This is a genomic window from Chloracidobacterium sp., from assembly GCA_016715795.1.
Classification (GTDB): domain Bacteria; phylum Acidobacteriota; class Blastocatellia; order Pyrinomonadales; family Pyrinomonadaceae; genus OLB17.
Genome location: JADJXP010000002.1, coordinates 2,115,196 through 2,138,817 on the forward strand (window position 1 = coordinate 2,115,196; position 23,622 = coordinate 2,138,817).

Here is a 23,622-nt window from a genome sequence, read left to right on the forward strand (position 1 = left end):
TTGCTATTGTTTTACCGAGTGTTTCTGCGCCGCTGGACGGCCTTTGCCTGAGACTATATTGGAGATCTAAGATGAGACCGATCAAACATTTTGAGAAAGGACTGAGCTACGTCGCCGGAGCGGCGTTCAACGCGATCAGAAGCGTAAACAAATTCAAACCGAATCCGAGCTTCACCCCGAAATGGGCCGACAAGCCGATACTGAAATCGTGGGAAAAGACCAAGCCGACGCTTGGATTTCCGCGAACGACTGATTCGCTTTGTCCGCAGTGCGTGATCGAGGCACGCGAAGAGATCATCAGCGGCAAGCGCGATGTATCGACGCTCGTCAATGAAAAGGTCGGCGAGATACCGGCTCAGATCATCGAACGCGACGGCCAGGTCTGGATGATCAAAGAGTGCCCGCAGCACGGCAAGGTCGAAGACATGATGGCCGTGGACAGCAAGTTTCTGCAGCACATCGAAAGCCTCTTTCCCGGACGCGATATGGACGCCCACAACGACGAGGGCCTGCACGATCACGGTTCGTCGTCGGTCAAGTACGGCCGCGGCGCGGTGCTGACCGTTGACCTGACGAATCGCTGCAACATGATGTGCGACCCGTGCTTTATGGATGCGAATCAGGTCGGTTTCGTCCACGAGCTGTCGATGGAGGACGTCACCGAGATCCTCGACAATGCGATCCAGATCAAGCCGCGTCGCCAGATGTCGGTGCAATACTCGGGCGGCGAGCCGACGCTCAGCCCGCACTTTCTCGATTCGATACGATACGCGCGAAAGGTCGGCTACAATTCGGTCCAGGCCGCAACGAACGGCATCGAGTTCGCAAAATCCAAAGAGTTTTGTCGCGAGGCGGCTGAGGCCGGCCTTCGCTTCGTCTATCTCCAGTTTGACGGTATCGGCAACGACGCCAACTCGCACCGCCAGATCGGCAACCTGTTTGACGTCAAATTGCGTGCGATCAACAACCTGCACGAGGCCGGCGTTGACATCATTCTCGTGACCACGCTGGTCAACGGCATCAATAACGACCAGGTCGGCTCGATCATCCGGTTCGCGATGGAGAATCCCAAGAAGATATCGTTCATCGCATTCCAGCCCGTGTCATTCACCGGCCGCGACGAACACATCACCGAGCAGCGCCGGCTGCAGCAGCGTTATACGCTGTCGCACATGGCACACGACGTTAAGAAGCAGGTCGGCATCACCGAGCCGACGAGGGATTGGTTCCCGCTTAGCTTGATGGGGGCCTTCGCTGACTTTGCGGACGTGGTCCACGGGCCCGACACTGATTTTGGCCAGGTCTCGTGCGGCTGCCACCCGAACTGCGGCGTCGGCACGGCCGTGATGATCAACAAGGAAACGAACGAGATGGCCCCTGTCCCGCAGTTCCTTAACATTCAGAGCCTCGTCAAGGACATGCAGCACATCAGCGACACCAACCGCGGAAAATGGTTCTCGAACATCATGATGGGCCTTGCCCTGCTCAAGAACTACGATCCGTACGGTTCGCCTTCGACGTTTACGCTCGGCGCCATGTGGAAGAAATTCGACAAGTCGTTCGGCCTCTCAGGCAAGGATTACGGTAAGGTTGACGGCAGCCGCACGATGGCCGACATCGAAAAGCGTCGTCAGGACCCGTGGAACTTCCTGTTTATCGCGGGAATGTGGTTCCAGGACCTCTTTAATTACGATTTCCGCCGCACCGAGATGTGCATCATCCCTTACGGCACGCAGGAGGGCGAGATCTCGTTCTGTGCCTACAACACCGGCATCGGCTGGCGTAACATTATCGAGCACATGCACCAGAACGCGACCGTTGCCGAATGGTACAAAGAGCACGGCCGCCACGAGGTGTTTGCCCGAGGCAAAGAGGTCGAGCTGGCGTCGCAGGAGCACAGCCTCAAGCTCAACGCCGTCGACCTGACCCGGCCCAACAAGCCCGAAATGGAAGGCCCCAAGACCGCCGCCGAAGAGATGCAAATGATGCGCAAACTCTACAACCAAATGGTCCTCGAAAAGAACCAGATCAAAGGCGAAAACCTCGTCCAGATCGGCGGGATGAAGAAAAAGAACAAAGAAAAAGAACTGGCAATTGCAGAGTAGCCGTCAGCTCTCAGCGATCAGAAAAGCCTCGTCGGAAGCGGCGAGGCTTTCGTGTTAATATTGGGGTGAGGCTTTATGGCTACAAATGAGATCGACATTATCAAAGCTCGTTCGCAAGAATTGCCGCAAAAACAGAAGGTCGAGTTGATCGAGTTCCTGACCGGTCTGCTCGAACAGAAGCCGCACCAACCGAAGATGATCGAGTATGGCAAATATGCCAATTCAGGCCGACGAATGTCGACGGAAGAGGACTTCAAGATAGCCGAATGGCATCCGTCGGACGAAGAACTGAATGGCAACTAAGTATATTGTCGATACGCATGCACTCATTTGGCACTTCGAAGGCAATCGTCTGTTAGGGGCCTCTGCAAAGGCCGTCACGACCGACCCCAAGAGTGAACTTATCCTCCCCGCGATCGCCCTCGCCGAAGCGATGTTCATTGTCGAGAGAGGACGCTGTTTACTCACAAGTGTTCGCGATATGCTCGATGACGTCATAGCCGACGCCAGAATTCAGATCTTTCCGCTGACTTCGGGAATCCTTGAAGAAAGCGCGTCACTAACCGTGATCCCAGAGATCCACGACCGCCTCATCGTCGCTACCGGCATCTATCTTCAAAATCAGGGCGAATCCGTCGAAATACTTACAAAAGACAATGAGATCGTGCTTTCGTCCCTCCTGCCGATAGTCTGGTAACGGCTCGCCGAAGAGATGCAGATGATGCGCAAACTCTACAACCAAATGGTCCTCGAAAAGAACCAGATCAAAGGCGAAAACCTCGTCCAGATCGGCGGGATGAAGAAAAAGAACAAAGAAAAAGAACTGGCAATGACGGAGTAGCGGTCAGCTCTCATCTCTCAGCGATCAGAAAAGCCTCGTCGGAAGCGGCGAGGCTTTTTCGCGCAGCCACGGCCCACTATAGAAAACTATTGACGCGAGGTTTTGGCGGCGAATATCCTAATAGTTAGGCGTATTTTGCAGACTTTGGGCCGTGCTCCCGCGTCAAAAGGTCGGTTCGCAGTATTGAATTTACAGAGGTTTTGTCTATGAGAGTCGTCGCGGGAGGGCGGGCGATCGTGAAGCTATCGGCGGCGGGTGGGTTTGTCGCGGTGTTGGTGTTCGTGTGGCTCGCGGGCGGGCGAGACAGCGTGAAGGCATCGGCTTCGGGGCCGACGCCGGGCCACACGAATGCGCCGCTTGAGGGCAACTGCACCGCCTGCCACACTGATTTTCCGCTCGACAGCGGGACGGGGAGCGTCACCATTACAGGATTACCGCACGATTATCTGCCGGGCCAGCAGGTTGAGGTCACAGTGAGCACAGCTCAGGACGACGGCGTGATCTACGGGTTTCAGTTAACGGCCATCGACCGGCTGGGCCGCGCGGCGGGCACATTCACGGTGCCGCAGACAATGCCGCCCAAAACGCAGATACAAGATACGCCGATAGGCGGCAACACGCGATATTACGTGATGCACACCATCGACGGCCTTTTCACGCCGGGCGTCTTCGGATCGAATACGTGGACGTTCACATGGACGGCGCCGGCGGACCGCGTCGGCAAGATCGACTTTTACGCCGCCGGCAACGCCGCCAACAGCGACGGCGGCACGAATGGCGACTACATCTATTCACGACACGTCGCAACGCTCGCGGGCTCGGCTGCGTCGAATTTTGACGGTGACACGGTGAGCGATGTCGCTGTCTTTCGGCCATCGAACGGCACTTGGTACAGCATGAGTATCGCGAGCGGCGACGTGACGCAGTTCCAGTTTGGCGCCGACGGCGACGTGATCGCGCCGGGCGATTATGACGGCGATGGTGAGACGGATTTCGCGGTTTTCCGGCCGTCGAATGGAAGCTGGTACATGTGGCGGAGTACGACGGGCTTTTACGGCGTGCAGTTCGGCACCGCCGGCGATGTGCCCGTCGCGGGCGATTACGACCGCGACGGCAAGACGGATGTCGGCGTCTTTCGCCCGTCAAACGGCGTTTGGTACATCCTCGGCAGCACGCAAGGGCTGATCACGACGGCCTTCGGGCTTGACGGCGACAAGCCCGCACCCGCGGACTATGACGCCGACGGACAAACGGACTTTGCAGTGTTCAGGCCGTCAACAGGATTTTGGTACATGATGCGAAGCACGGCGGGCTTTACAGCGATGCCGTTCGGTGCCGACGACGACCGCCCGGTTCAGTCCGATTATGACGGCGACGGCCGCGCGGACATTGCCATCTTCCGCCCCTCGACCGGCGCGTGGTACATAGTAAAATCGACGGACGGGCTGTTCGGGACGCTATTTGGCGTCTCGACCGACATCCCCGCACCCGCCGACTACGACGGCGACGGCAAGACCGACATCGCGGTCTTCCGCCCCTCGACCGGCTACTGGTTCGTCACCCGCAGCTCCGACAGCCAATTCTACATCACCGTCTTCGGCTCAAACGGCGACGTGCCGGTCGCGGGAAACTAAGGTTCAGAGGGCAAGCTTTGGCTTGTCTCCAGCGTGCGTAAGATACAAGCTGAAGCTTGCACTCTAAACAAAAAGGCCTGGCGATGTCCGCCGGGCCTTTTTCGGAAGAAACAATGGAGATGCGAGCTAGTTGTTGGGCTTGCTCGGCGGAGTTGAGGTGGAGGCCTGCTCAGGGCGGGCCATTGTGGGGGCTTGGAAGACGATCGGCTGCGGGGTCGGTTCGACGGGGGTCGAATTCGACGGCGGGTTGCCCATCGGGACGGGCTGGATGATCGTCGTCTGCTTCGGCGCGGTGCTGCCGGCCGTTACGGCGTCAGGGCGGATGATGCGCGGCGTGATAAAGAACAGGATCTCGTTCGTATTACGCTGAACACCCTTTCGCTTGAAGAGATTGCCAAGGATCGGAATGCTGGCAACGCCCGGCGTGCGGTCCTGGCTTTCGCGTTCGTCATCAAAGAGAACGCCGCCGACGACCGTTGTGCCGCCGTCCGGAACCGTTACCTGCGTCTGCATCGACTGTGTGTTGATCGCCGGATTTGCCCCGCCGACTATGCTGGCCGTCGAGCTGTTCTCGGCAATGACATTGAGGATAACCGCACCCTGATCAGTGATCTGAGGCGTTACCGCCAACCGCAAAGGCACATCGACATACGTCGTCGTCGCTATCACCGATCCGCCCGTGCTGCTGCCCGGCTGGATCGTGGTCACGGGGATCTTGGTGCCGCTCTTGATCTCGGCCGGGCGATTGTTAAGCGTCGATACTCGCGGCGTCGCGATGATCTTTGCCTGCCCCTTTTGCTCGCCGAGCGATATCAGGGCACTCAATTGCGCCGTGCCAAAGATGCCGGTCGTGAGGCCGATCGCAGTATTCGCGATACTCGAAGCAAGGCTGTTGTTGATCGACGGTATCGGCAGGCTGGGCGGCAGCGGCAAACTTGTAGTCGCTCCCGGCAGCGTGCCCACGCTTCCGCCGGCCTGACGGCCAACGAGAAGCCCGGCAAGCTGAACGCCGATGTCGCGGCTGAAGTTACGCGACGCCACCACAATGCGAGCCTCGATCTCGACCTGCGGTTCGGGCTGGTCGAGTAATGAGACGAGCTGTTTGATCGCCTCGATATTCTGGCGAACGTCGGTGATGATCAGCGTATTGCTGCGGCCATCGACCTCGACGGTGCCGCGTCGCGACAGACGCTTCTTGACGATCCCGAGGATGCCCTGGTCCGTTCCGGCCCCACCTGCACCACCGGCTGAAGCCCCGCCGCCGCCTGACGACGAATTGCTCGTGCCAGTCGAGAGGGCGTTGCCGCCACCCGCATCGCCTGCGAGCGTGCCGGCCGCGCGAGCGTAGTTTAATCGAACAAATTCGGTATACAACGGCGACGTGTCGAGCTGATTATTCATCCGCTCGCGGTATAGTTCGCCCTCGGCCGCCAGCGTCTTGTTATCGGCGACCCGCAGAATGTTGCCATTGACCTGGACGCCAAGCTCCTGCGACTGCAGTACCGAATCAAGTGCGAGGTTCCACGGAACGTCATTGACCTTGACCGTTACGGGTACTTCCTTGACGGATTTGTCGATGACAAAGTTGATACCGTACTGGTCGGTGATATACGACAGGATGTCGCGAATATCGGCATTGACGACATTCAGGTTGATCGGTTCGCCGCGAAAGCCGGGCTCGCCATAGTACTTGCCCTGCTGCTGTGCATCAACGGTTTGTGCCGCCGCGATCACCGCGAAACTTAGGACGATGGTCAGTGCTAACGCGATCCGCCGGACCGCCTCGCCAATGTTGTTAAGAGAATTCATGTTTCCTCCGTTACTGATTCGGCCCAAACGGGCCCGTATTGAACGGCCGGGGACCGGCCTCAATTCTTTGCAACCTTAACGGGCTTTTTGCCCTTCTGTGGTTTCGGTTTCTCAGCCTGTTCCGGCTGCTGGCTCATCTCGTCAAGCGGCGAGAGGAATGGGTTCGATGCAGGCTTGCCGTCCTTGCCGGCGGGCGCGTTGGCGACGGCCGTCTGGATCGGCTTGTCGTTAGGCTGATTGGGTGCCGTGCCCTCGATCTGGGCCCGCTGCGTGAATGTTTTAAGCGGCTTGTGCTCGACCGAAGCGACGAATTTGCCCTCGCCGGTCTTTGTCACCTTGCGAAAAACGAGCCTGTTCTCCTCGACCGCGACAAGCTGGCCGTCAAAGAATTTCTCGCCAGGATAGATCGTGTATGAGAGCTTGATCGGCGTTGCCTCGACCATTGCCGCGTAACCGCGCGGCGTCTTAAAGATACCGGTGACGGCCATCTCGCTGAGCGTCAACACGCTCGTGACCTTTGGCAGCGGCTGGCCGTTGGCGGCGGCCTGCTCGCGGAGGCGTTTGAAATACTCGATGCGAGCCTCGATCATCGGCGGGCCGTAATTGACCGGCACCTTTGGCGTCGTCGACTTGCCCGAGGGCGAAGCCGACGTCGTGCTCGACTCTTTCCTCTGCTTCATAAAGCTCGGCTTGGCAAACGGATCACGCTGTGCGTTCGCGGTCGACAGGTGACCGCTCACGAGCACAAAGACGGCGGCGATCGCTGAGTAGGCGGCGAGGCGTTTGATTGTCGTGAGGTATGTCATGGCTAATTTCCCTAAATCTCTCTATTTTGCGGGTGGCGCTGCGGGCGGAGCGGCCGCGCCGGGTGCGGGGACGCCCGGCTGGCCGGGAGCGGCACCGGGAGCTCCGGGCACGGCGGGCTTGGCGTTCAGGTCCGTCGGAGCGGCGTAGTAGGCCGTCAGCAGAAATTGAGCATGCAGCGTTTTGACGTCAGTCTGCTTTTCGAGCTGGTTGATCTTGAAATCAGTGATCGACACGATACGCGGCAGCTTGGCCATTGATTCAAAGAAGGCCCGGAGATTGGTAAAGTTGCTGTCCACCTCGACCTCGACCGGCTTGGCCATGATCATGTCCTGCTGCGTGTCGTCGCGCGGCGCAAAGCGCATCACCACCATCCGGCTGTTGTTCGCCGTGTCCTGCAGGCCCTGCAGAACGTTCGTGATCTCACGCTGTTCGGGCAGCAATACCTTTAGCTCTTCGTACTCTTCAGATTTGCTGGCAAACAGCGCGCGAAACTCGTTGATACGCTGCGTCGCTACGCGTGCCGCCTCATTCTTTGACTTCAACTGGGCGACCTGATCGTTGAGGGCGACGACCTCGGCGCGTGTCTCGCTGGTAAAGAAATACCAGACGCCCGCGTAGAGCAACGCCGCGATGCTGACCATCATGATCAGGTGAAAGTGCCATTTCAGGTTCTTGATCTTCTCTAACATGTCGATTACCTTCTCTGTTTGTCTTGCGGCTAGTTTTTGGCTACCTGGACGTTCTGGCCCTGCTGCGGAGCACCCGGAGCGGATGCTGTCGTCGGATTGGCACCGTCAGGATTGGGCGCCTTTTCCGGCGTGTATGAGCACTTGATGGTGAAGTTGACGATCTGCACCTTGGCCGTTTCGCCGCTTGCGTTCACCTTTTGCGGGGCGTTCTTGTTCTCGACCTCAGAGCGCGCCGTTTCAATATTGAGGTTCGAGAACAGGCCGTTCGAGAATTCGAGGCTCCGGCCAAACTGCGTCACCTGCGATTCATCCGGGCTGTTGCCCTTGATGATGAGGCTGTCGCCGGCCTGCTCGACACTCTCAAGATAGAGGCCCGGCACCATGGCGATGCGCTCGCGCATCGCATCGAGCACCGCACTCGGCCCGGCCTGCGAGGCACGCAGCTTTTTGATCGCATCGATGCGTAGATCAATGTTTGCGATCTTTGCCTCGAGATCTCGCTGTTCGTTCATCACGACCTCGAGTTCGGCAGCGATCTGCTTCTGCTCGTCGAGCTGGCGTTCGGCCTCGGTCTTGGCCATCTGAGTGCTGATCACGTCCCAGCCGATGACCGCGGTAAGCAGAACGGCTATAACGACCGACATCAGCACGAGGCGAGACGACGAGCTCGAGATCTTTCGATCTACGGCCGAGACCGCACCGCTTTGCCGCTCAGTTACCGAATTGAGTAGGTTGATCTTGATCATTGTTGTTAAACTCCTCTGACCGCCAGGCCGACCGCAACGGCCATCTCGGGCACGATCTCATGCATGTAATCCGGATCGAACTTCTTCGGGTCGACCTTTATTCGGCGAAAAGGGTCGAGCACCTCGACAGGCAGTTCGAGCCGTTGTGAAAGCTCATCCGCAAGGCCGATGAGCTTTGAGCCGCCGCCCGAGATGAGTATCTTCTGGACCTGCGTCTCGTTGTCATCGGTAGTCGCCCGATAGAAATCGAATGTCTTCTGTATCTCCATCGCGACGATCTCAGTGACGTTGTTCATCAGCGGTTCGATGGATTTTTCTTCGACGCCGTCAACCGCATCGGTCACGCCGCGCTTGAGGGCCTCGGCCTGCTGGAAGTTGAGCCCGAGGCTGCGCTGCAGCACGTCGGTAAACTGGCTGCCCCCGACCGTGATGTCGCGCGTAAAGAGCGAGCGGGTGCCCTTCACGATGTTTACGTTCATCGTCGAGGCACCAATATTGAGCAGCGTCACGACCTCATCGTCGGTCGGCTCATAATTGACCTCGTAGCAGTTCTGCAGGGCAAACGTGTCAACGTCGATGACGAGCGGCGTCTTGCCCGCAAGCTGTATGGCCTGTTTGATATTGTCGATGCGTTCGCGTTTGCAGGCGGCGATCAGCACGTTTGTCGATTCCTCGGTCTCGGCCGTCACCTGATAATCAAGGCTCACGTCCGCCAGATCGTAAGGAATGTGCTCCTCGGCGTGCCAGTCGATCGACTCCTCAAGCTCCTCGCGCGACATCGGCGGCAGGACAATGTTCTTCAAGATGACCGAATGGCCGCTCACGCCCGTGACAACATTCGTCGCATTGACCTGGTGATTGGCGCAAACGCTCTGGATGACGTCAGAGACGACGTTCATCTCCATGATCTGGCCGTCGATGATCGTGTCGGCAGGCAGGTTCTCAAAACCGAGGCTGACCAAATTGAGGTTGTTTAGCTTGCCGTCGAGTTCGATCATCTTTACCGAACTCGAACCGATGTCCAAACCGGCAACGCTCTTCTTTTTACCGAACATTTCTTATTTGCTCCTTTTTTTGGCTTTTCTCGTCTGACGGTTCCCACCCGAAATTTCGCGGGCCTGATTTTTGAGGAACTGTGCCACCTGTGATAACCGGAAAGAACGGGGTGAATACGTGACAGGTCAACTAGCGAAGATGTGTCAAAACCCGCGAATTTTCGGATGTTTGGGCCGCGAATCGCGACCTAAGGGAACTCGTCAGACTTGAGAAAGCTTGCCGCATCTGGTGGCGATAGGTGCACGACCTAAGTAGTCGCAACAATTAGAAGTTACAGGAATGTTTGGAATGTGTCAACAAGTTTTTAACTTGTTTAACTTCAAAATGAAAGAAAAATATGCAGGCTGATGCAGCCTGTCGTCAAATTGACGTTACTGGGCTACTGCGGCCGCGTCGCCAGGCTCAACGGGGCGGATCATTACCCATCGTCGTCGTCCAGATCAAGCGATTTGCGAACAAGGTTACGGACAAGATCACAGAACTCTACGGCGCGGTTGGCCTCATCCCGGGTCGCATCAAGACCGGGATAGCGGAGTGCAATGGCATATGATGATACGTCTGCCAGTCCATCGTGTAAATCGTGCCAGTGCGGTTCGAGTACAATAACCTCGTTATGAAGAATGATAAGGTCGTGGGTCTTCCGTATGGGAATCTCGCCAAGTCTAAGTCGAGCCTTGAAATACTTTTCTATACACTGCTGAGCGTGAAAGCAGATGCCGTTAAGACTCGGGCCGTCAGTTACGACGCTTTCGCGGCACACGATCCGCCAGTCTTCTTCGGCTTTACTTACCCACGCCAAGATCTCCTGATTCATACAGCGTTATACCATTCTCAATAATGTCTCGCGTAAAGAAGTTGTTAGCCTTGAGATCTCGCTCGATCTGTTCTGGTGTCTTCACCAATACGTCAAGCGGCACCTTAGAATCGATTCTGCCCCGAACGTTGGCCATTTGCTGAAGTTCGTTCCCGGTGTAAGGCATTATCACCAGAAAATCCAGATCCGAGTCCTTTGTCGGGACGCCACAGGCGTGGGAACCAAAGAGAATGATTTTATGCGGCCGAAACTTCCGAACGATCTGCCCGCAAATATCTTGTATTGTCTCGTCAAGGCTCATTATCTTGTATTTAACTCCATCTTCGCTACCGATTCAAGATGCACCTCGTCTGGGCCGTCGGCGATACGCAGAGATCGCGCGTAGATCCAGAAGCCCGCGAGCGGCGTGTCTTGCGAGACGCCTGCTCCTCCGTAGGTTTGGATCGCGCGGTCGATCACTTTGAGGGCCATTTGCGGGACGACTGCCTTGATCATCGCGATCTCGCGGCGGGCGGCCTTGTTGCCATGCGTGTCCATAATCCACGCTGTTTTCAGAACGAGCAGGCGTGCCTGGTCTATCGCACAGCGGGCCTCAGCTATCCATTGTCGGACGACGCCTTGCTCGGCGACCGCTTTGCCAAAAGCGGTTCGCTTCTTTGCCCGCTCGCACATCAATTCCAGCGAACGCTCGGCCGTCCCGATCAGCCGCATACAGTGGTGAACGCGTCCGGGCCCAAGTCTTCCCTGCGCGATCTCGAACCCGCGGCCTTCACCGAGAAGCAGATTCCCACGCGGAACGCGAACATTATCAAACTCGATCTCGGCGTGGCCGAGCGGCGCGTCATCGTAGCCGAATACGCTTAGCATCCGCGTGGCCGTGACGCCGGGCGTGTCCATCGGCACCAGGACCATCGATTGCTGTATATGTTTCGCGGCCGACGGATCGGTCTTGCCCATGAATATCGCGAGCTTGCACCGTGCGTCACCGCCGCCGGTCGACCACCATTTGCGGCCGTTAATAATATATTCGTCACCGTCCGCAACTATCGAGGCCTCAATGTTCGTCGCATCCGACGACGCCACGTCCGGCTCGGTCATCGCAAAGCACGAGCGGATCTCGCCATTGAGCAGCGGCGTGAGCCACTTCTCTTTTTGCTCGTCGGTGCCATAAAGATGCAGCACCTCCATGTTGCCTGTATCGGGTGCCGAGCAATTGAACACCTCGCTCGCCCACGCGACGCGGCCCATCGCCTCGGCAAGCGGAGCGTATTCCAGATTCGACAGGCCTGAAATGTCCGGCAGGAAAAGGTTCCACAGCCCTTCGGCCTTCGCCTTGGCCTTTAGCTCCTCGACCAGTTCACTCGGCCGCCATCGGTCGCCGGCGTTTATCTCGTCCTGATACCGCTGCTCGTTCGGATAGACGTGCTCCGACATGAGCGCGTTGACGCGTTCGAGTATTTGTCTTGAATTGTCTGTCTGCCTCAGGTCCATATGGTCACTTCCCTGTCAGAGCCTTCTTCCACTCTTTCCCTGTTCGCCGCCCGCCGAAGATATCTGCCGAGTCGTTCGCGGGCTCGACGAACGAGAAGCGGTATTTATCCGCACCGATCCGCATCTTAAAACCGCCGCTAAAGTAGTACCACGGATAGCTGATGTCCTGAACCTCCGCAAGCGGCACGTCAAAGCCCGGATCGTCGTCGCCGAGCGGCGTCCAACTTAACCTGCCGCCCTCCAATTCCAAATGCCCCGCATCGCTGCCGGTCAGCCCTTTAAGTCTCCAAACTAAAGTAAACATCGTCGTTTCGGTGATACTAACTAAGAATTCGCACCCCCGCAACCACACAGCACATATGCGGCTTGCCAGATATGTTTTTTCTTAGCGGCTTGGCGGGAGAGGCTTTCCCGCCAAGCCGCCAAGCCGCTAAGAGAACCGTGCGGTCTTAGGATCTTTTTCACGTTTCATGTAAAAAACACTGTTGATAGCAAATGAAGATGTCCGGTTTTGTTAGCACATCAAATGTCCGGTTTGTGTTTGTTGCAGGAAAGGGGCGCGCCCGTTTCCTGCAACGGGCCGTCTGAGCCGCTCACCTCGGGCAGATGGTTTTCCATCGGCTGAATATCGGCCGATCTGCCTGGGCCCGTAGCCGATCGAGATAAAGCCGTCCAAGTGCTGATATACGGTGACGCGGCAGCCGTCGAGGGAGGAGCGCCATATTTGGCGGTCGATCTGGAGCACCAAGTTACGATATTTGACGGTGTTGTCTCGATTAACGGTCCTCTCGGTCTGGATCGAGAAAACACGGTCGAGATCGTCCCTCAAACATGGCACAAAAGCCGAAGCACCAGGCTCGGCGGCCACGACGGTGAACTTTCGGTTGAACTCGCGAATATAGCTTCTTTTCAAGAATCTGTTTGCCTCCTCAGGCGTTGATATCCCTCGAAGCCTCAGTTCCTGCGGAAGACGCCCCTGCCACGTCTTGAAGCTGCGTTCGCTGCGCCCTCGTGCCTGCGGCGAGTAAGCCGGGATCATTGTGATCCCGAGCTCGCGCAGTGCACGTCCGACCTGCGTGAGTGTTTGTTTATCCACCGGTTCTCCCGCCTTTGGCGTCAGCCAGAAATGACTTCCACGATCAGAGTAGAGACTGCAGAAAACGCCTTCTTTTTCAACAACTTGCCTGATCGCCCTCATGATCGTCGAAGTCGATTCCGCATCGACCAGAGCGGCATAATAGATCTCGCCCGTGGCGTCATCGAGTATCACGATCAGATCGTGCCAGCTCTCATCGCCAAACCACTGGTGATGTGACCCGTCGATATGCAGCAGCATCCCCTTTAGAGGCTTTCTGTCCCGCTTTCTCCGGTGCTTCTTTCGCACGCTGTCCTTTGCTACCAGACCCGCTCCCTGCAGCAGCCCCTTGACCCATGTGTAGCTCACCTCGATCTTGTGCTCCTCGACGAGCTTCTCGTGATAGTGCTTTACATTCAGATCAAAATACTTGTCCCGATAAAGCCCCATCACCTGCTCTACCACTTCAACTGGTATCCGCTTCGGACTCGCTTTGCCTACTCGCTTGTCAAACAGCGCACTATACCCCACCTCTTCATACTTCTCCCGTATCCTCCGTAAATGCCGGCAACTGATATCTAATATCTCTGCCGCCTCTATCCAACTGATCTTCTTTGCAAACGCTCGCAATATGATCTCCTGTCTTGTCATCGCCTTCTCCATCGCGACATCCGGGTATCTTCTCATAGCTCCATTCAAGCTACTTACCCTCTGCCGCCGAAAGCGGACATATCACCTGCTACAACCACCGGACATATGATGTGCTACTTACATTCATGTAAAAAACACTTGACAAGCCGTAAAAGTTATGATACACTGTTGCAACAGTGGATATTTGACAACTTAACAAGGGCACGCGAACTTTGCACTTTCCCCTTATAACTTCTGACTTATTCCGGATTTGGCCGGTCCGAAATAGGTCGAAGATCAAAGGAATTCTTCTCAGCGTTTCTCCGCGTCCTTTTCTCTGCGCCCTCTGCGTGGAACGTCTTCTTCCTCGCAAAGCACGCAGAGATTTGGTATGGCAAGATAGATAACATGCCCGAGACGGTTCCCGTGAGACATGGCGAAGAGATCGACGCCGCGCAGCTAGGCGAGTATCTGCGCGGGACGTTCGATGATGCCGGCGGCGAATTTGAAGTAGAGCAATTTCCAGGCGGCAGCTCGAACCTGACGTATCTCGTCCGTCAGGGACGCGCCGAGTATGTTCTGAGAAGACCGCCGTTCGGCAACACGGTAAAGACGGCCCACGACATGCGGCGAGAGTTTGACGTGCTCTCAAAGCTGTCCGCGGTTTATTCTCCGGCGCCAAAGCCGTCGCTCTTTTGCGACGACACATCAGTGATCGGCAGCGAATTCTACCTAATGGAACGCCGCCGCGGCCTGATCATCCGAGGCAAACTTCCTGGGACGCAACGTGTCAGTAGCTCGCACGTAAGTAAGGGCTCAACGTCGGAAGCGGCAACGTTGGAAACCAGCGAAAGTCTCCGCCTCGCCGTCTGCCACAGCTTCATCCAAAACCTGTGCGACTTGCACACCCTGGACTACAAAGCCTGCGGTCTCGAGTCTTTGGGACGCATCGACGGCTACAACCGCCGTCAGGTCGAGGGCTGGACAAAGCGCTATGAAACTGCAAAGACGCATGAACACGCCGAACTCGAGCAAACGATCACCTGGCTGAACGCCAACATTCCACCCGAATCGCGCGCGTCCCTGGTGCATAACGACTACAAGTTCGACAACGTGATGCTAGACCCCGACGACCTCACGCGCATCACCGCCGTGCTCGATTGGGAGATGGTCACCATCGGCGATCCGCTAATGGACCTCGGCACGACACTCGGCTACTGGATGTCCAGGGACGCGCCCGATGAATTGCTCAATATGCCCTTCAACCCGCGCGTCCTGATGGAGAACATCACCCGCCAACAGCTCGTCGATATGTATTCGGAATGCCTGGGACGCGCCGTTCCCGACATGCTCTATTACTACGTCTTCGGCACCTTCAAGATCGCTTGTATAGCCCAGCAGATCTATGCTCGTTACGTAAAGGGATTCACCAGCGACGCGCGGTTTGCGAACTTCGACAAATTCGTCGCCGCTTTGGGACGCATCGCGGCAAACTCAATAGAAACAGGTATTTAGATTAGAGCACAGTGGCGACTGGCGGCGTAAAATGGAGCAGGAGAGCTTCGTTAAGATTCTCCAAGGCTTCCTTTTCAGTTTCGCCTTGGGAGGCAATGTCAATGTCTAAACATTGCGCGACGAACCAATCGTCTTCCTTTAGGATCACGGCGTTGAAGGTTCGTGTCATACGATCATTTTACCAGAACCGATGGCAATTAATTCCCCGCCGTCCGTTCTTTCCAACTCTGAGGATTTGAGCCGTCGTCGCGGCGTTCCATGGTGATGGCGCCGGGCGAGGGGCAGATCATGGCGCAGAGATTGCAGCCGACGCATTCAGCCTCGATCACGCGCGGGTAGCGCATGCCGTTAGATTCGACAAATTCGAACGACTGATGCGCTCCGTCCTCGCAGGCAACGTAGCAGAGATTGCAGCGGATGCAGTGTTCCTCGTTGACGTGGGCCTTGACGACGTAGTTAAGGTCGAGATTGCCCCAATCCGTCACGCGATCTACGGATTTGCCGATGATGTCATTGACGGAAGCAAATCCCTTCTCGTCGAGGTAGTTGTTCAGCCCGTCGATCATGTCTTCGACAATGCGGTAGCCGTAGTGCATCACCGCAGTGCAAACCTGGACCGAACCCGCACCGAGCAGCATGAACTCGACCGCGTCGCGCCAAGTGTTGATGCCGCCGATGCCGCTGATGGGAATATTGAATTCCGCATCACGCGCGAGCTCCGAGACCATATTGAGCGCGATCGGTTTGACCGCCGTGCCGCAATATCCGCCGTGAGCGGCCATCCCGTTGACGTTTGGATATGGAATGAGCGTATCGACGTCAACGCCCATTACCGAGTTGATGGTGTTGATCAGCGAGACGGCATCGCCGCCTCCTTTCTGGGCCGCGCGGCCCGGCGGCACGATGTGCGTGACATTTGGCGTGAGTTTGACGATCACGGGAATTTCGGCAACTTCCTTCACCCACTCCGTAACCATGCAGGTATATTCGGGAACCTGGCCCATCGCCGCGCCCATTCCTCGCTCGCTCATACCGTGCGGACAGCCAAAGTTCAGCTCGAACCCGTCGCAGCCAGTGTCCTGTGAACGCTTGACGATCTCCTGCCAGGCCTCTTTCTTCGACTCGACCATCAAGCTGACGATGACGGCGTTTTTCGGATATTTTTTCTTACACTCGGCAACCTCTTTGAGGTTCACCTCAAGCGGCCGGTCAGTGATCAACTCGATGTTGTTGAGCCCAATGAGCCGCAGCGCACCTTGGTCAAGCCCCGCAAGCCGCGACGAGACATTAGTGATGGGTTCGCCTAATGTTTTCCAAACCGCCCCGCCCCAACCGGCGTCAAAGGCCCGCTCGACCATCGACCCCATATTCGTCGGCGGCGCGCTCGCGAGCCAGAACGGATTGGGTGACATTATTCCCGCAAAGTTTATACTCAGATCCGCCATGATGCTTCGGTCCCTAGGCTCAATTGATCCGACCCCGCCATATCATTGGATTTCGGCTGGTATGAAAGATGGCATGAATGTATATCCGGCTGTCTTCATGCTCGAAGAAAATAGCGAACGGGAATGTCGGAACAAGTGCCCGTCTGATTTCGTGTCCGTACACAACGGGAAAACTGAGGGGCAAGCGTCGGATCTGAGTCAGCGTCTTGTTGATTGTTAAAATAAACTCGGATCTCAATTCCGCTGCATGTTCTCCATACCAATCGGAGGCTTCGTCAAACTCCTCCCGGGCCGCCGGACCTAATTCGATTGCCGGCATCATTTACGCGCCAGTGCCTCATCCATGACCACTTCCCAAGGCACAGTGTCCTCGGGATTGGCAACATGATACTCGATCCTCCTTTCAAGTTCGTCCATCTGCCCTTGAGTGAGTTCAACCGAGCCCGATTCGGCCGCAATGCTGTCCCAAATATCTTCAACAAGTCTTATCCGCTCCGGGATCGGAAGTTCACATGCTTTTTCGAGAAGTATGTCCATAGTTCAATATCTTACCGCAACCTTAATGACGCTCGGTCATTAAATCGCCTTCCGGACGCCGACTAATGAGGATTCGTATCGACCGGTGCCTTCGGTGGATCGCGAACGACGGCACCGGCAAACTCGACCTTTTCGCCCGTCAACACTTCGTGAATGCCCATTGCCGCGAGTTTGCCCATCTGCGAGGCATCGACGGCCTCGGCACCGCCGTTGGCACAGTCGCCGCCGGCGAAGATCTTTGGATCGGACGTCTGCATGCCGTCACTAGTCACGACGCGGCCTTTGTCGTCGGTCTCAACGCCGATCACGTCGCTCAAGAACGACGCCATCTTTTGCTGTCCGATGGCCTTAATGATCTGGTCGCATTCGATGGTGATCTCGCCGTCGGCTGTCGTGCACCGCAACGCCACAACGTGGCCGTCACCGGTGATCTCGACGGGCGTCGTTTGCCAGCGAAATTCGATACCGTCCTTGCGGGCGAGTTCCAGTTCGTAATCGTAGGCCGGGGCGTCTGCCTCGGTACGGCGATAGACCATCGTTACCTTTTCGGCACCGAGGCGTTTTGCCTGTGTGACGGCGTCGATGGCGGTATTGCCGGCACCGATGACGACGACATTGCGGCCGAGCGGGACGGACTTCCAATTGCGTGTCTTGACCTGTTCGATAAAGGCGAGTGCGTCGTAAACGCCTTCGAGGTCTTCACCGGGGATGTTGAGCTTGTTCGTTTCACCCAAACCGACGCCGAGAAAGATCGCATCATGCCAATCGCGGAGCAGGTCAATGCCCACATGATTTACGAGCCCGATGATCTCCTCAGAACCCGCGGCGATCTCGGTATTCAGCCGAAATTCTACACCAATTGCGGCCACATGTTCGACCTCACTCAGGCTGACCGATTGAGGCATCTTGTATTCGGCCATGCCGTAGGTGTCGAGGCCGCCGGCTTGTTCGCGGCGTTCGTAAACTGTCACGTCGTAACCGAGCCGCGACAAATATGTTGCACACGACAGGCCCGAAGGACCCGAGCCAACGATGCCGACTGACCTGCCGTTTGATTCGCCCTTGGTAAAGATCTGCTTGTCGTTCGTTAAGGCGTGATCGGTCGCGTAACGCTGAAGTCGTCCGATCTCGATGGGCTTATCCACGAGTGTTTTCTCGACGCAAGCGCCTTCGCAGAGCACATCGACCGGGCAAACGCGGGCACAGGTCGCGCCAATCGGATTCGCGTCAAAGATTACCCTGGCCGAACCCATCACGTTACCACTAGCGATCTTCTTGATAAACGACGGCACATCGATATGCGTCGGACAGGCCCGCGTACACGGGGCGTCGTAGCAATACAGGCAGCGATTCGCCTCCTGCATTGCCTCAGCCGCCGTCATCGCCGGATTGATCTCGGCAAAGTTCTGCTCGATCTGAGTTATATCGAGCGGTGTGCAGTAATCAGCCATAAGAATATTCACCACAGAGGCACAGAGAACACAGAGTATTCGCTGATTTTCTTTCTCAGTGCTCTCTGTGCCTCTGTGGTGAGATCTCCTAATCCGCCACGATCGCGTCATATGCATCGGGTCGGCGGTCGCGGAAGAATTGCCACGTGTTCCGCACCTCGCGGATCTTGTCCATATCAAGGTCGGCGACGACAAGTTCGTCCTGATCGCGAGTTCCTACGGCAAGCATCTGTCCACGCGGATCGCAGAAATAGCTCTGGCCGTAGAATTCGCCGATGTTCCATGGTGCCTCAGTACCTACGCGATTAATGGCACCTACAAAATAGCCATTCGCCACTGCATGCGCGGGCTGTTCGAGCTTCCACAGATATTCGCTCAAACCCGCAACCGTCGCCGACGGATTAAAGATGATCTCGGCACCGTTCAGGCCCAAGCATCTCGCCCCTTCCGGAAAATGCCGGTCATAGCAAATATAAACACCGATGCGCCCGACCGCCGTGTCAAAACACGGATAGCCGAGATTGCCAGGGCGAAAATAGAATTTCTCCCAAAATCCCGGATTGACGTGCGGAATGTGAGTCTTGCGATATGTACCGAGAAACTTGCCGTCCGCGTCTATCACGGCGGCCGAGTTGTAATAGACGCCCGTCTGTTCTTCCTCATAGATCGGCACGACAAGGACCATGCCGTACTGCTTGGCGACGTCCTGCATCAGCTTGACCGTCGGACCGTCGGGAATTCGCTCAACCGCCTCGTACCAACGCGTCTGCTGCTCGGCACAAAAGTACGGCGTCGTAAATATCTCCTGAAAGCACAACACCTGCACGCCCTGGACCGCCGCCGCCTCGACGAATTTCATCTGATGGTCGATGTTCGCCTTCTTGATCTCCTCGATCGGCCCATCTGAGCCGCCCACATTGTGTGCCTGTATTAGGCCCCCTTTGACAATTCGTGACATATCTATTTGGTTGCGATCGCCGCGCTCGCCGGTCCCATCAAGGGCATCACGCGCGTCTGTTTGAATCCCGCGTCCATGGCCAAGGCGTCGAAATCTGCGCCTGAAAAATCATACCCGGCGTCCGTCTCGATCAGCATGTTCAGTGACATCAATAAACCGAACACATTCTCTCGTCTTTCATCGTCGATTATGTTCTCGATAATAACCAGAGAGCCTCCTTCCGGCAGGGCATCGAACGCCTTTCCGATCAGCATCTTTTTGTCTGGGGTGCCCCAGTCATGCAGGATGTTGCCCATGGTGATGACGTCGGCTCTTGGCAGGGGATCCTTGAAGAAGTCGCCATCAGCAATTACCACTCGGTCAGCGACGCCGGCACGTTCTATCAACTCCGATGCGATCGGTCTTACGGCGGGAAGGTCGAATGACGTGCACTTCATGTGTGGGTTGTGGGACGCGACCTGAATCGAAAGATGACCGCCCGAACCGCCGACATCACAAAGAGTCTTGCACGATGAGAAATCGAACTCGGCTGCAAACTTGGCAAAACTCGCCATCTGTATACCACCCATCGCCAAGACGAATTCGCGAAGACGTTCGGGGTCGGAATAGAGCATTTTGAAAACCTCTTCCTGGCCCGATTTGACCTCATTTTGCGGTTTTCCGGTCTTCAATCCCTCCTCGAGGTCGGCCCAGAAACGGTACAGCCGGTTGTCGGCCATTATCAGGATCCCGCCGATGTACGTCGGTTTACCCTCGTCGAGAAAGAGATCGGAATCGGCCGAGTTGCTATAAACGGAAGTTTCACGGATACCGGTCCGCCGCAGAAAGCCGAGTCCGACCAGAGTGTCAAGGAAGTCATAGAGCCCGCGGTCATGAAGACCGAGTTGTTCGGCGATCTGCTTTCCCGACATTTCGCCCCTGGCAAGCAGCGTGAACAGCCCCACATTGGTCGCTGTCAGAAGCACCTTCGACCCCATAAATCCCAATCCCACCTGCATTATCGAGGCTGGACTTACTTCAGTTTGCTGTCGTGTCGATTCCATCAGGATTCTCCTTCTAACTCATCCAATTCACACCCGCCTCTGGGTTCCATTTGATCGTGGTCTTTTTCAACTTTGTCCAAAACTCTACCGAGCTTTTACCCGTAATGTCGTTCGCCCCAAACCGGGACTCGTTCCAACCGCCAAACGAGAACGGCTCGCGCGGGACGGGCACGCCGATGTTGACGCCGATCATTCCGGCCGAGGCGTGTTCCATGATGTGACGGGCCATGCCGCCGCTTTGCGTAAAGACCGACGCAGCGTTGCCGTATGGATTTGCGTTCTCGATCTTTATCGCATCATCGACCGTGTCGGTGCGCATAATCGAGATGACGGGGCCGAAGATCTCTTCGGTCGCGACGGACATGTCTGGCGTCACATGATCGATCACGGTCGGGCCGACGTAGGTGCCGCCTTCTTTGCCCTCGACAGTAGCGTTGCGGCCATCGACGAGAACTTTCGCCCCGTCGCGTTCGGCCTCGGAGATGTAGTTTTCGATGCGTTCTTTTGCGGCTTTCGAGATCACCGCGCCAAGGTTCTTGCCGGGCACGACCTTCTTAGCCTCCTCGCAAATTCCATTGACGATGTGGTCCACATCGCCAACAGCAAGCATCGCCGCAGCGGCCATGCAGCGCTGCCCGGCGCAGCCGGACATTGATGCTGTAACGTTGGTCGCGGTCATCGTTGGGTTGGCGTCAGGCAAAACGAACAAATGATTCTTTGCACCGCCGAGAGCGATGCAGCGTTTCAGCGCATTTGTGCTGCGTTGATAGACGAGCTTCGCCACCTTAGTAGAGCCGACAAAGCTCACGGCCTCGATATCCTCGTGGTCACAGATGCCCTCGACGATCTCTTTGCCGCCGTTGATGATGTTAAAGACGCCATCGGGCAGGCCCGCCTCCTTAAGCAACTCGGCCATGCGCTGGCACGAGATAGGCACAAGCTCCGAGGGCTTCATTATCATCGTGTTGCCGAGAACGAGAGCGTTCGGCATCGTCCAATTTGGCACCATCAGCGGGAAATTGAACGGCACGATCGACGCGACGACGCCGAGCGGAAAGTGGTCCGTGCGGCACTCGACGCCCTTTGAGACCTCAAGGATCTCGCCCGAAACAAGCTGCGGCATCGAACAGGCAAACTCTGTCAACTCGATCGATTTCTCGACCTCGGCCTTTGCCTCATCCCACGTCTTGCCATTCTCTTCAGAAACGAGCGCCGTCAGCTCGTCAAGGTTCTCCTCGAGTAGCTGGCGATACTTAAAGAATACCTGCACTCGTTCTTTAATCGTCGTGTGGGCCCAGCCGTCGGCCGCGGCTTTTGCCGAAGCGACGACCGCATCGAGCTCAGAGGTCGTGGAAATCGGAACTCGCGAGAGTAGATTGCCGTCGATCGGTGATGTCACGTCGAGCCACTCGGATGCGCCGCTCTCTACAAATGCTCCGTTCAAAAAATTCTTGACCGTCGAATACTTCATTTTTACTGCTGCTTCTTCCATCAGACTGTTTCCTCAGCGGGCAGTGCGGCCTTCATTAGCGCCCAATGAACAAAAAATGCGACACCGAAACCAACAAACCAGCCGTAATCGTAAAGCACACTGAGAGTAGGAATTATCAACCCTATCCACGCAAAAAAGCAACCTAACAGAGTTGCGATGACCGCTCGCCAATTCCAGCCGCCATATTCGCCCTTGCTGCGATAGAGATCGGCGAGCTTAAGGCCCTTGTGGCGAACAAGCCAATAATCCGCTATCAACACGCCCGCTATCGACCCCAAACCGCCGCTGTAACCGACCAGCCAGCCGAATATGTAACCGCTTGGGTCGGCAAGCAGCTTCCACGGCTGCATCAAAATGCCGATGATGCCTGTGATCAGTCCGCCGGTGCGAAATGAGATGAGCTTGGGAAATGCGTTGGCAAAATCATTCGCAGGCGAGACGACATTCGCAGCGATATTCACCGACAGCGTCGCCACAACGACCGTAAACATCGACACCGCGACAACGACCGGCTGCGAGAATTGCCCCACCAGTTTCACCGGGTCCCAAGCGTCTTTCGGGTCCATTGACGGAAATACGATCAACGCCGCCGACGTGATCAGTATGCCCATCGCCGCAAAGATCGTCATCGTCGTCGGCAAGGCAACGACCTGACCGACGACCTGTTCGCGTTGGCTTTTGCCAAAGCGTGTAAAGTCGGGCATGTTGAGCGACAGCGTCGCCCAGAATCCGATCATCGCCGTCAGGCTCGGGATGAATATCTTCCAAAACTCGCCAAGCGTCGTAAACTTACCAGGCTCGTTAAGGAGGAATCCGACACCATTCGCCTGATACAAGATCCACGTGAGCAACAATGCGGTCATGATCAGAACATACGGTGCGGCCCAATTCTCGACAACGCGCAACAGATCCATGCCGCGATAAATGATGGCGATGTTCATTGCCCAAAAGAGCAGAAACGACAGCCACACCGTCGGCGTGTGCCCGCCGATCGGGCCGCCGAGGAGCGTTTCCCAGCCCGGAATGAACGCCTTAAAGAACGTGTGCAACGCCTCACCGCCGATCCACGCTTGTATCCCAAACCAGCCACACGCCACAAGTGCGCGCATAAGCGCAGGCAGATTCGACCCGACCGTTCCATACGCCGCCCGCGCAAAGACGGGAAACGGAATGCCGTATTTCGTCCCCGGATGCGAATTGAGCAGGATCGGCGCAAGGACGATCGTATTGCCAAGTAGGATCGTCACGAGCGCCTGCCACCAGTTCATCCCCGCCGCGATCAGGCCCGACGCCATCATATACGTCGGTATGCAGTGGGCCATCGAGATCCAGAGCGCCGCATAGTTGTACGTCGTCCAGTTGCGTTTGAGGATTGGCACAGGAGCGAGGTCTTCGTTATAGAGCGGCGAAGACTCGATCTCGTCTAGAACATGCGGCTGCAGCTCTACGCGGCCGTCGTCGTGTTGAATGGTTTCGTTCATAGG

General features: G+C 56.5%; 23 protein-coding genes and 1 pseudogene. 5 read left to right on the forward strand and 19 right to left on the reverse strand.

The annotated features are described in order from the left end of the window. Nucleotides 1-71 precede the first annotated feature (71 nt). The 4 genes from IPM59_14750 to IPM59_14765 all read left to right on the forward strand — a co-directional run bounded on the left by IPM59_14750 (nucleotide 72) and on the right by IPM59_14765 (nucleotide 4,580). On the forward strand, nucleotides 72-2,105 hold the full coding sequence (locus tag IPM59_14750; GenBank protein MBK9216826.1) for a radical SAM protein: 2,034 nt from the start codon (nucleotides 72-74) through the stop codon (nucleotides 2,103-2,105). Nucleotides 2,106-2,180: 75 nt separating this feature from the next. Further along, nucleotides 2,181-2,408 carry a hypothetical protein gene (locus tag IPM59_14755; protein ID MBK9216827.1) on the forward strand — a complete coding sequence of 76 codons (228 nt, stop codon included), beginning with the start codon at nucleotides 2,181-2,183 and terminating at the stop codon, nucleotides 2,406-2,408. Further along, nucleotides 2,398-2,802, forward strand: a complete 405-nt coding sequence (locus tag IPM59_14760; GenBank protein ID MBK9216828.1) for a PIN domain-containing protein — start codon at nucleotides 2,398-2,400, stop codon at nucleotides 2,800-2,802. The genes IPM59_14755 and IPM59_14760 overlap by 11 nt, the downstream gene beginning before the upstream one ends. A gap of 350 nt (nucleotides 2,803-3,152) precedes the next feature. After that, entirely contained in the window at nucleotides 3,153-4,580 is a 1,428-nt protein-coding gene (locus tag IPM59_14765) for a VCBS repeat-containing protein (GenBank protein MBK9216829.1), read from the forward strand. Nucleotides 4,581-4,706: 126 nt separating this feature from the next. Here IPM59_14765 and pilQ read toward each other — a convergent pair whose 3' ends face one another. The 10 genes and pseudogenes from pilQ to IPM59_14815 all read right to left on the reverse strand — a co-directional run bounded on the left by pilQ (nucleotide 4,707) and on the right by IPM59_14815 (nucleotide 13,754). Beyond that, a complete protein-coding gene (pilQ, locus tag IPM59_14770) occupies nucleotides 4,707-6,389 on the reverse strand; it encodes a type IV pilus secretin PilQ (GenBank protein ID MBK9216830.1) in 1,683 nt (560 codons plus the stop codon). A 59-nt stretch (nucleotides 6,390-6,448) separates the two neighbouring features. Then, nucleotides 6,449-7,195 (reverse strand): hypothetical protein, encoded by a 747-nt coding sequence (locus tag IPM59_14775; GenBank protein ID MBK9216831.1) that lies wholly within the window; start codon nucleotides 7,193-7,195, stop codon nucleotides 6,449-6,451. 21 nt (nucleotides 7,196-7,216) lie between these two features. After that, nucleotides 7,217-7,885 (reverse strand): type 4a pilus biogenesis protein PilO, encoded by a 669-nt coding sequence (pilO, locus tag IPM59_14780; GenBank protein MBK9216832.1) that lies wholly within the window; start codon nucleotides 7,883-7,885, stop codon nucleotides 7,217-7,219. A 29-nt stretch (nucleotides 7,886-7,914) separates the two neighbouring features. Beyond that, nucleotides 7,915-8,631: a PilN domain-containing protein gene (locus IPM59_14785; protein ID MBK9216833.1), complete on the reverse strand. Its 717-nt coding sequence runs from the start codon at nucleotides 8,629-8,631 to the stop codon at nucleotides 7,915-7,917. Between the two features lie 5 nt (nucleotides 8,632-8,636). Continuing rightward, a complete protein-coding gene (gene pilM, locus IPM59_14790) occupies nucleotides 8,637-9,686 on the reverse strand; it encodes a type IV pilus assembly protein PilM (protein ID MBK9216834.1) in 1,050 nt (349 codons plus the stop codon). 419 nt (nucleotides 9,687-10,105) lie between these two features. Continuing rightward, nucleotides 10,106-10,501, reverse strand: coding sequence for a HEPN domain-containing protein (locus tag IPM59_14795; protein MBK9216835.1), 396 nt, complete (start codon nucleotides 10,499-10,501; stop codon nucleotides 10,106-10,108). Further along, nucleotides 10,470-10,802, reverse strand: a complete 333-nt coding sequence (locus IPM59_14800; GenBank protein ID MBK9216836.1) for a nucleotidyltransferase domain-containing protein — start codon at nucleotides 10,800-10,802, stop codon at nucleotides 10,470-10,472. The genes IPM59_14795 and IPM59_14800 overlap by 32 nt, the downstream gene beginning before the upstream one ends. Continuing rightward, nucleotides 10,802-11,992, reverse strand: a complete 1,191-nt coding sequence (locus IPM59_14805; protein MBK9216837.1) for an acyl-CoA dehydrogenase family protein — start codon at nucleotides 11,990-11,992, stop codon at nucleotides 10,802-10,804. Before IPM59_14805 ends, IPM59_14800 begins: the two co-directional genes overlap by 1 nt. A 4-nt stretch (nucleotides 11,993-11,996) precedes the next feature. Further along, nucleotides 11,997-12,296 carry a hypothetical protein gene (locus IPM59_14810; protein ID MBK9216838.1) on the reverse strand — a complete coding sequence of 100 codons (300 nt, stop codon included), beginning with the start codon at nucleotides 12,294-12,296 and terminating at the stop codon, nucleotides 11,997-11,999. Nucleotides 12,297-12,599: 303 nt separating this feature from the next. Continuing rightward, a pseudogene (locus tag IPM59_14815) lies at nucleotides 12,600-13,754 on the reverse strand (ISNCY family transposase). 351 nt (nucleotides 13,755-14,105) lie between these two features. On the opposite strand from IPM59_14815, the gene IPM59_14820 reads away from it, so the two are divergent. Then, nucleotides 14,106-15,212: a phosphotransferase family protein gene (locus IPM59_14820; GenBank protein MBK9216839.1), complete on the forward strand. Its 1,107-nt coding sequence runs from the start codon at nucleotides 14,106-14,108 to the stop codon at nucleotides 15,210-15,212. Between the two features lies 1 nt (nucleotide 15,213). Here IPM59_14820 and IPM59_14825 read toward each other — a convergent pair whose 3' ends face one another. From IPM59_14825 to IPM59_14865, 9 genes are all read right to left on the reverse strand, one after another. Further along, the gene (locus IPM59_14825) at nucleotides 15,214-15,381 is read right to left on the reverse strand and encodes a type II toxin-antitoxin system HicB family antitoxin (GenBank protein ID MBK9216840.1); all 168 of its coding nucleotides are present in this window, start codon (nucleotides 15,379-15,381) and stop codon (nucleotides 15,214-15,216) included. 28 nt (nucleotides 15,382-15,409) lie between these two features. After that, a complete protein-coding gene (gene preA / locus IPM59_14830; GenBank protein ID MBK9216841.1) occupies nucleotides 15,410-16,657 on the reverse strand; it encodes an NAD-dependent dihydropyrimidine dehydrogenase subunit PreA in 1,248 nt (415 codons plus the stop codon). Between the two features lie 19 nt (nucleotides 16,658-16,676). Beyond that, nucleotides 16,677-16,979 (reverse strand): type II toxin-antitoxin system RelE/ParE family toxin, encoded by a 303-nt coding sequence (locus IPM59_14835; GenBank protein MBK9216842.1) that lies wholly within the window; start codon nucleotides 16,977-16,979, stop codon nucleotides 16,677-16,679. After that, complete coding sequence (locus IPM59_14840; protein MBK9216843.1) at nucleotides 16,976-17,194, reverse strand: addiction module protein; 219 nt, start codon at nucleotides 17,192-17,194, stop codon at nucleotides 16,976-16,978. The genes IPM59_14835 and IPM59_14840 overlap by 4 nt, the downstream gene beginning before the upstream one ends. Nucleotides 17,195-17,256: 62 nt before the next feature. Beyond that, a complete protein-coding gene (locus IPM59_14845; protein ID MBK9216844.1) occupies nucleotides 17,257-18,645 on the reverse strand; it encodes an NAD(P)-dependent oxidoreductase in 1,389 nt (462 codons plus the stop codon). A gap of 88 nt (nucleotides 18,646-18,733) precedes the next feature. Next, on the reverse strand, nucleotides 18,734-19,603 hold the full coding sequence (locus IPM59_14850) for an acyltransferase (protein ID MBK9216845.1): 870 nt from the start codon (nucleotides 19,601-19,603) through the stop codon (nucleotides 18,734-18,736). Nucleotides 19,604-19,605: 2 nt separating this feature from the next. After that, complete coding sequence (locus tag IPM59_14855; GenBank protein MBK9216846.1) at nucleotides 19,606-20,646, reverse strand: methyltransferase; 1,041 nt, start codon at nucleotides 20,644-20,646, stop codon at nucleotides 19,606-19,608. 13 nt (nucleotides 20,647-20,659) lie between these two features. After that, nucleotides 20,660-22,117, reverse strand: a complete 1,458-nt coding sequence (locus tag IPM59_14860) for a CoA-acylating methylmalonate-semialdehyde dehydrogenase (GenBank protein ID MBK9216847.1) — start codon at nucleotides 22,115-22,117, stop codon at nucleotides 20,660-20,662. A gap of 20 nt (nucleotides 22,118-22,137) precedes the next feature. Next, a complete protein-coding gene (locus IPM59_14865) occupies nucleotides 22,138-23,619 on the reverse strand; it encodes an NCS1 family nucleobase:cation symporter-1 (GenBank protein MBK9216848.1) in 1,482 nt (493 codons plus the stop codon). Nucleotides 23,620-23,622: the final 3 nt, after the last annotated feature.

What these genes read in the sequence shown, in the direction of transcription:
- IPM59_14860 (MBK9216847.1), bottom strand. Translation starts at nt 22,117, where the DNA reads ATGAAGTATTCGACGGTCAAGAATTTTTTGAACGGAGCATTTGTAGAG.
- IPM59_14800 (MBK9216836.1), bottom strand. Translation starts at nt 10,802, where the DNA reads ATGAGCCTTGACGAGACAATACAAGATATTTGCGGGCAGATCGTTCGG.
- preA (MBK9216841.1), bottom strand. Translation starts at nt 16,657, where the DNA reads ATGGCGGATCTGAGTATAAACTTTGCGGGAATAATGTCACCCAATCCG.
- IPM59_14845 (MBK9216844.1), bottom strand. Translation starts at nt 18,645, where the DNA reads ATGGCTGATTACTGCACACCGCTCGATATAACTCAGATCGAGCAGAAC.
- IPM59_14755 (MBK9216827.1), top strand. Translation starts at nt 2,181, where the DNA reads ATGGCTACAAATGAGATCGACATTATCAAAGCTCGTTCGCAAGAATTG.
- IPM59_14850 (MBK9216845.1), bottom strand. Translation starts at nt 19,603, where the DNA reads ATGTCACGAATTGTCAAAGGGGGCCTAATACAGGCACACAATGTGGGC.
- IPM59_14865 (MBK9216848.1), bottom strand. Translation starts at nt 23,619, where the DNA reads ATGAACGAAACCATTCAACACGACGACGGCCGCGTAGAGCTGCAGCCG.
- IPM59_14810 (MBK9216838.1), bottom strand. Translation starts at nt 12,296, where the DNA reads ATGTTTACTTTAGTTTGGAGACTTAAAGGGCTGACCGGCAGCGATGCG.
- pilO (MBK9216832.1), bottom strand. Translation starts at nt 7,885, where the DNA reads ATGTTAGAGAAGATCAAGAACCTGAAATGGCACTTTCACCTGATCATG.
- pilQ (MBK9216830.1), bottom strand. Translation starts at nt 6,389, where the DNA reads ATGAATTCTCTTAACAACATTGGCGAGGCGGTCCGGCGGATCGCGTTA.
- IPM59_14750 (MBK9216826.1), top strand. Translation starts at nt 72, where the DNA reads ATGAGACCGATCAAACATTTTGAGAAAGGACTGAGCTACGTCGCCGGA.
- IPM59_14855 (MBK9216846.1), bottom strand. Translation starts at nt 20,646, where the DNA reads ATGGAATCGACACGACAGCAAACTGAAGTAAGTCCAGCCTCGATAATG.
- IPM59_14805 (MBK9216837.1), bottom strand. Translation starts at nt 11,992, where the DNA reads ATGGACCTGAGGCAGACAGACAATTCAAGACAAATACTCGAACGCGTC.
- IPM59_14825 (MBK9216840.1), bottom strand. Translation starts at nt 15,381, where the DNA reads ATGACACGAACCTTCAACGCCGTGATCCTAAAGGAAGACGATTGGTTC.
- IPM59_14835 (MBK9216842.1), bottom strand. Translation starts at nt 16,979, where the DNA reads ATGATGCCGGCAATCGAATTAGGTCCGGCGGCCCGGGAGGAGTTTGAC.
- IPM59_14820 (MBK9216839.1), top strand. Translation starts at nt 14,106, where the DNA reads ATGCCCGAGACGGTTCCCGTGAGACATGGCGAAGAGATCGACGCCGCG.
- IPM59_14795 (MBK9216835.1), bottom strand. Translation starts at nt 10,501, where the DNA reads ATGAATCAGGAGATCTTGGCGTGGGTAAGTAAAGCCGAAGAAGACTGG.
- IPM59_14785 (MBK9216833.1), bottom strand. Translation starts at nt 8,631, where the DNA reads ATGATCAAGATCAACCTACTCAATTCGGTAACTGAGCGGCAAAGCGGT.
- pilM (MBK9216834.1), bottom strand. Translation starts at nt 9,686, where the DNA reads ATGTTCGGTAAAAAGAAGAGCGTTGCCGGTTTGGACATCGGTTCGAGT.
- IPM59_14765 (MBK9216829.1), top strand. Translation starts at nt 3,153, where the DNA reads ATGAGAGTCGTCGCGGGAGGGCGGGCGATCGTGAAGCTATCGGCGGCG.
- IPM59_14760 (MBK9216828.1), top strand. Translation starts at nt 2,398, where the DNA reads ATGGCAACTAAGTATATTGTCGATACGCATGCACTCATTTGGCACTTC.
- IPM59_14775 (MBK9216831.1), bottom strand. Translation starts at nt 7,195, where the DNA reads ATGACATACCTCACGACAATCAAACGCCTCGCCGCCTACTCAGCGATC.
- IPM59_14840 (MBK9216843.1), bottom strand. Translation starts at nt 17,194, where the DNA reads ATGGACATACTTCTCGAAAAAGCATGTGAACTTCCGATCCCGGAGCGG.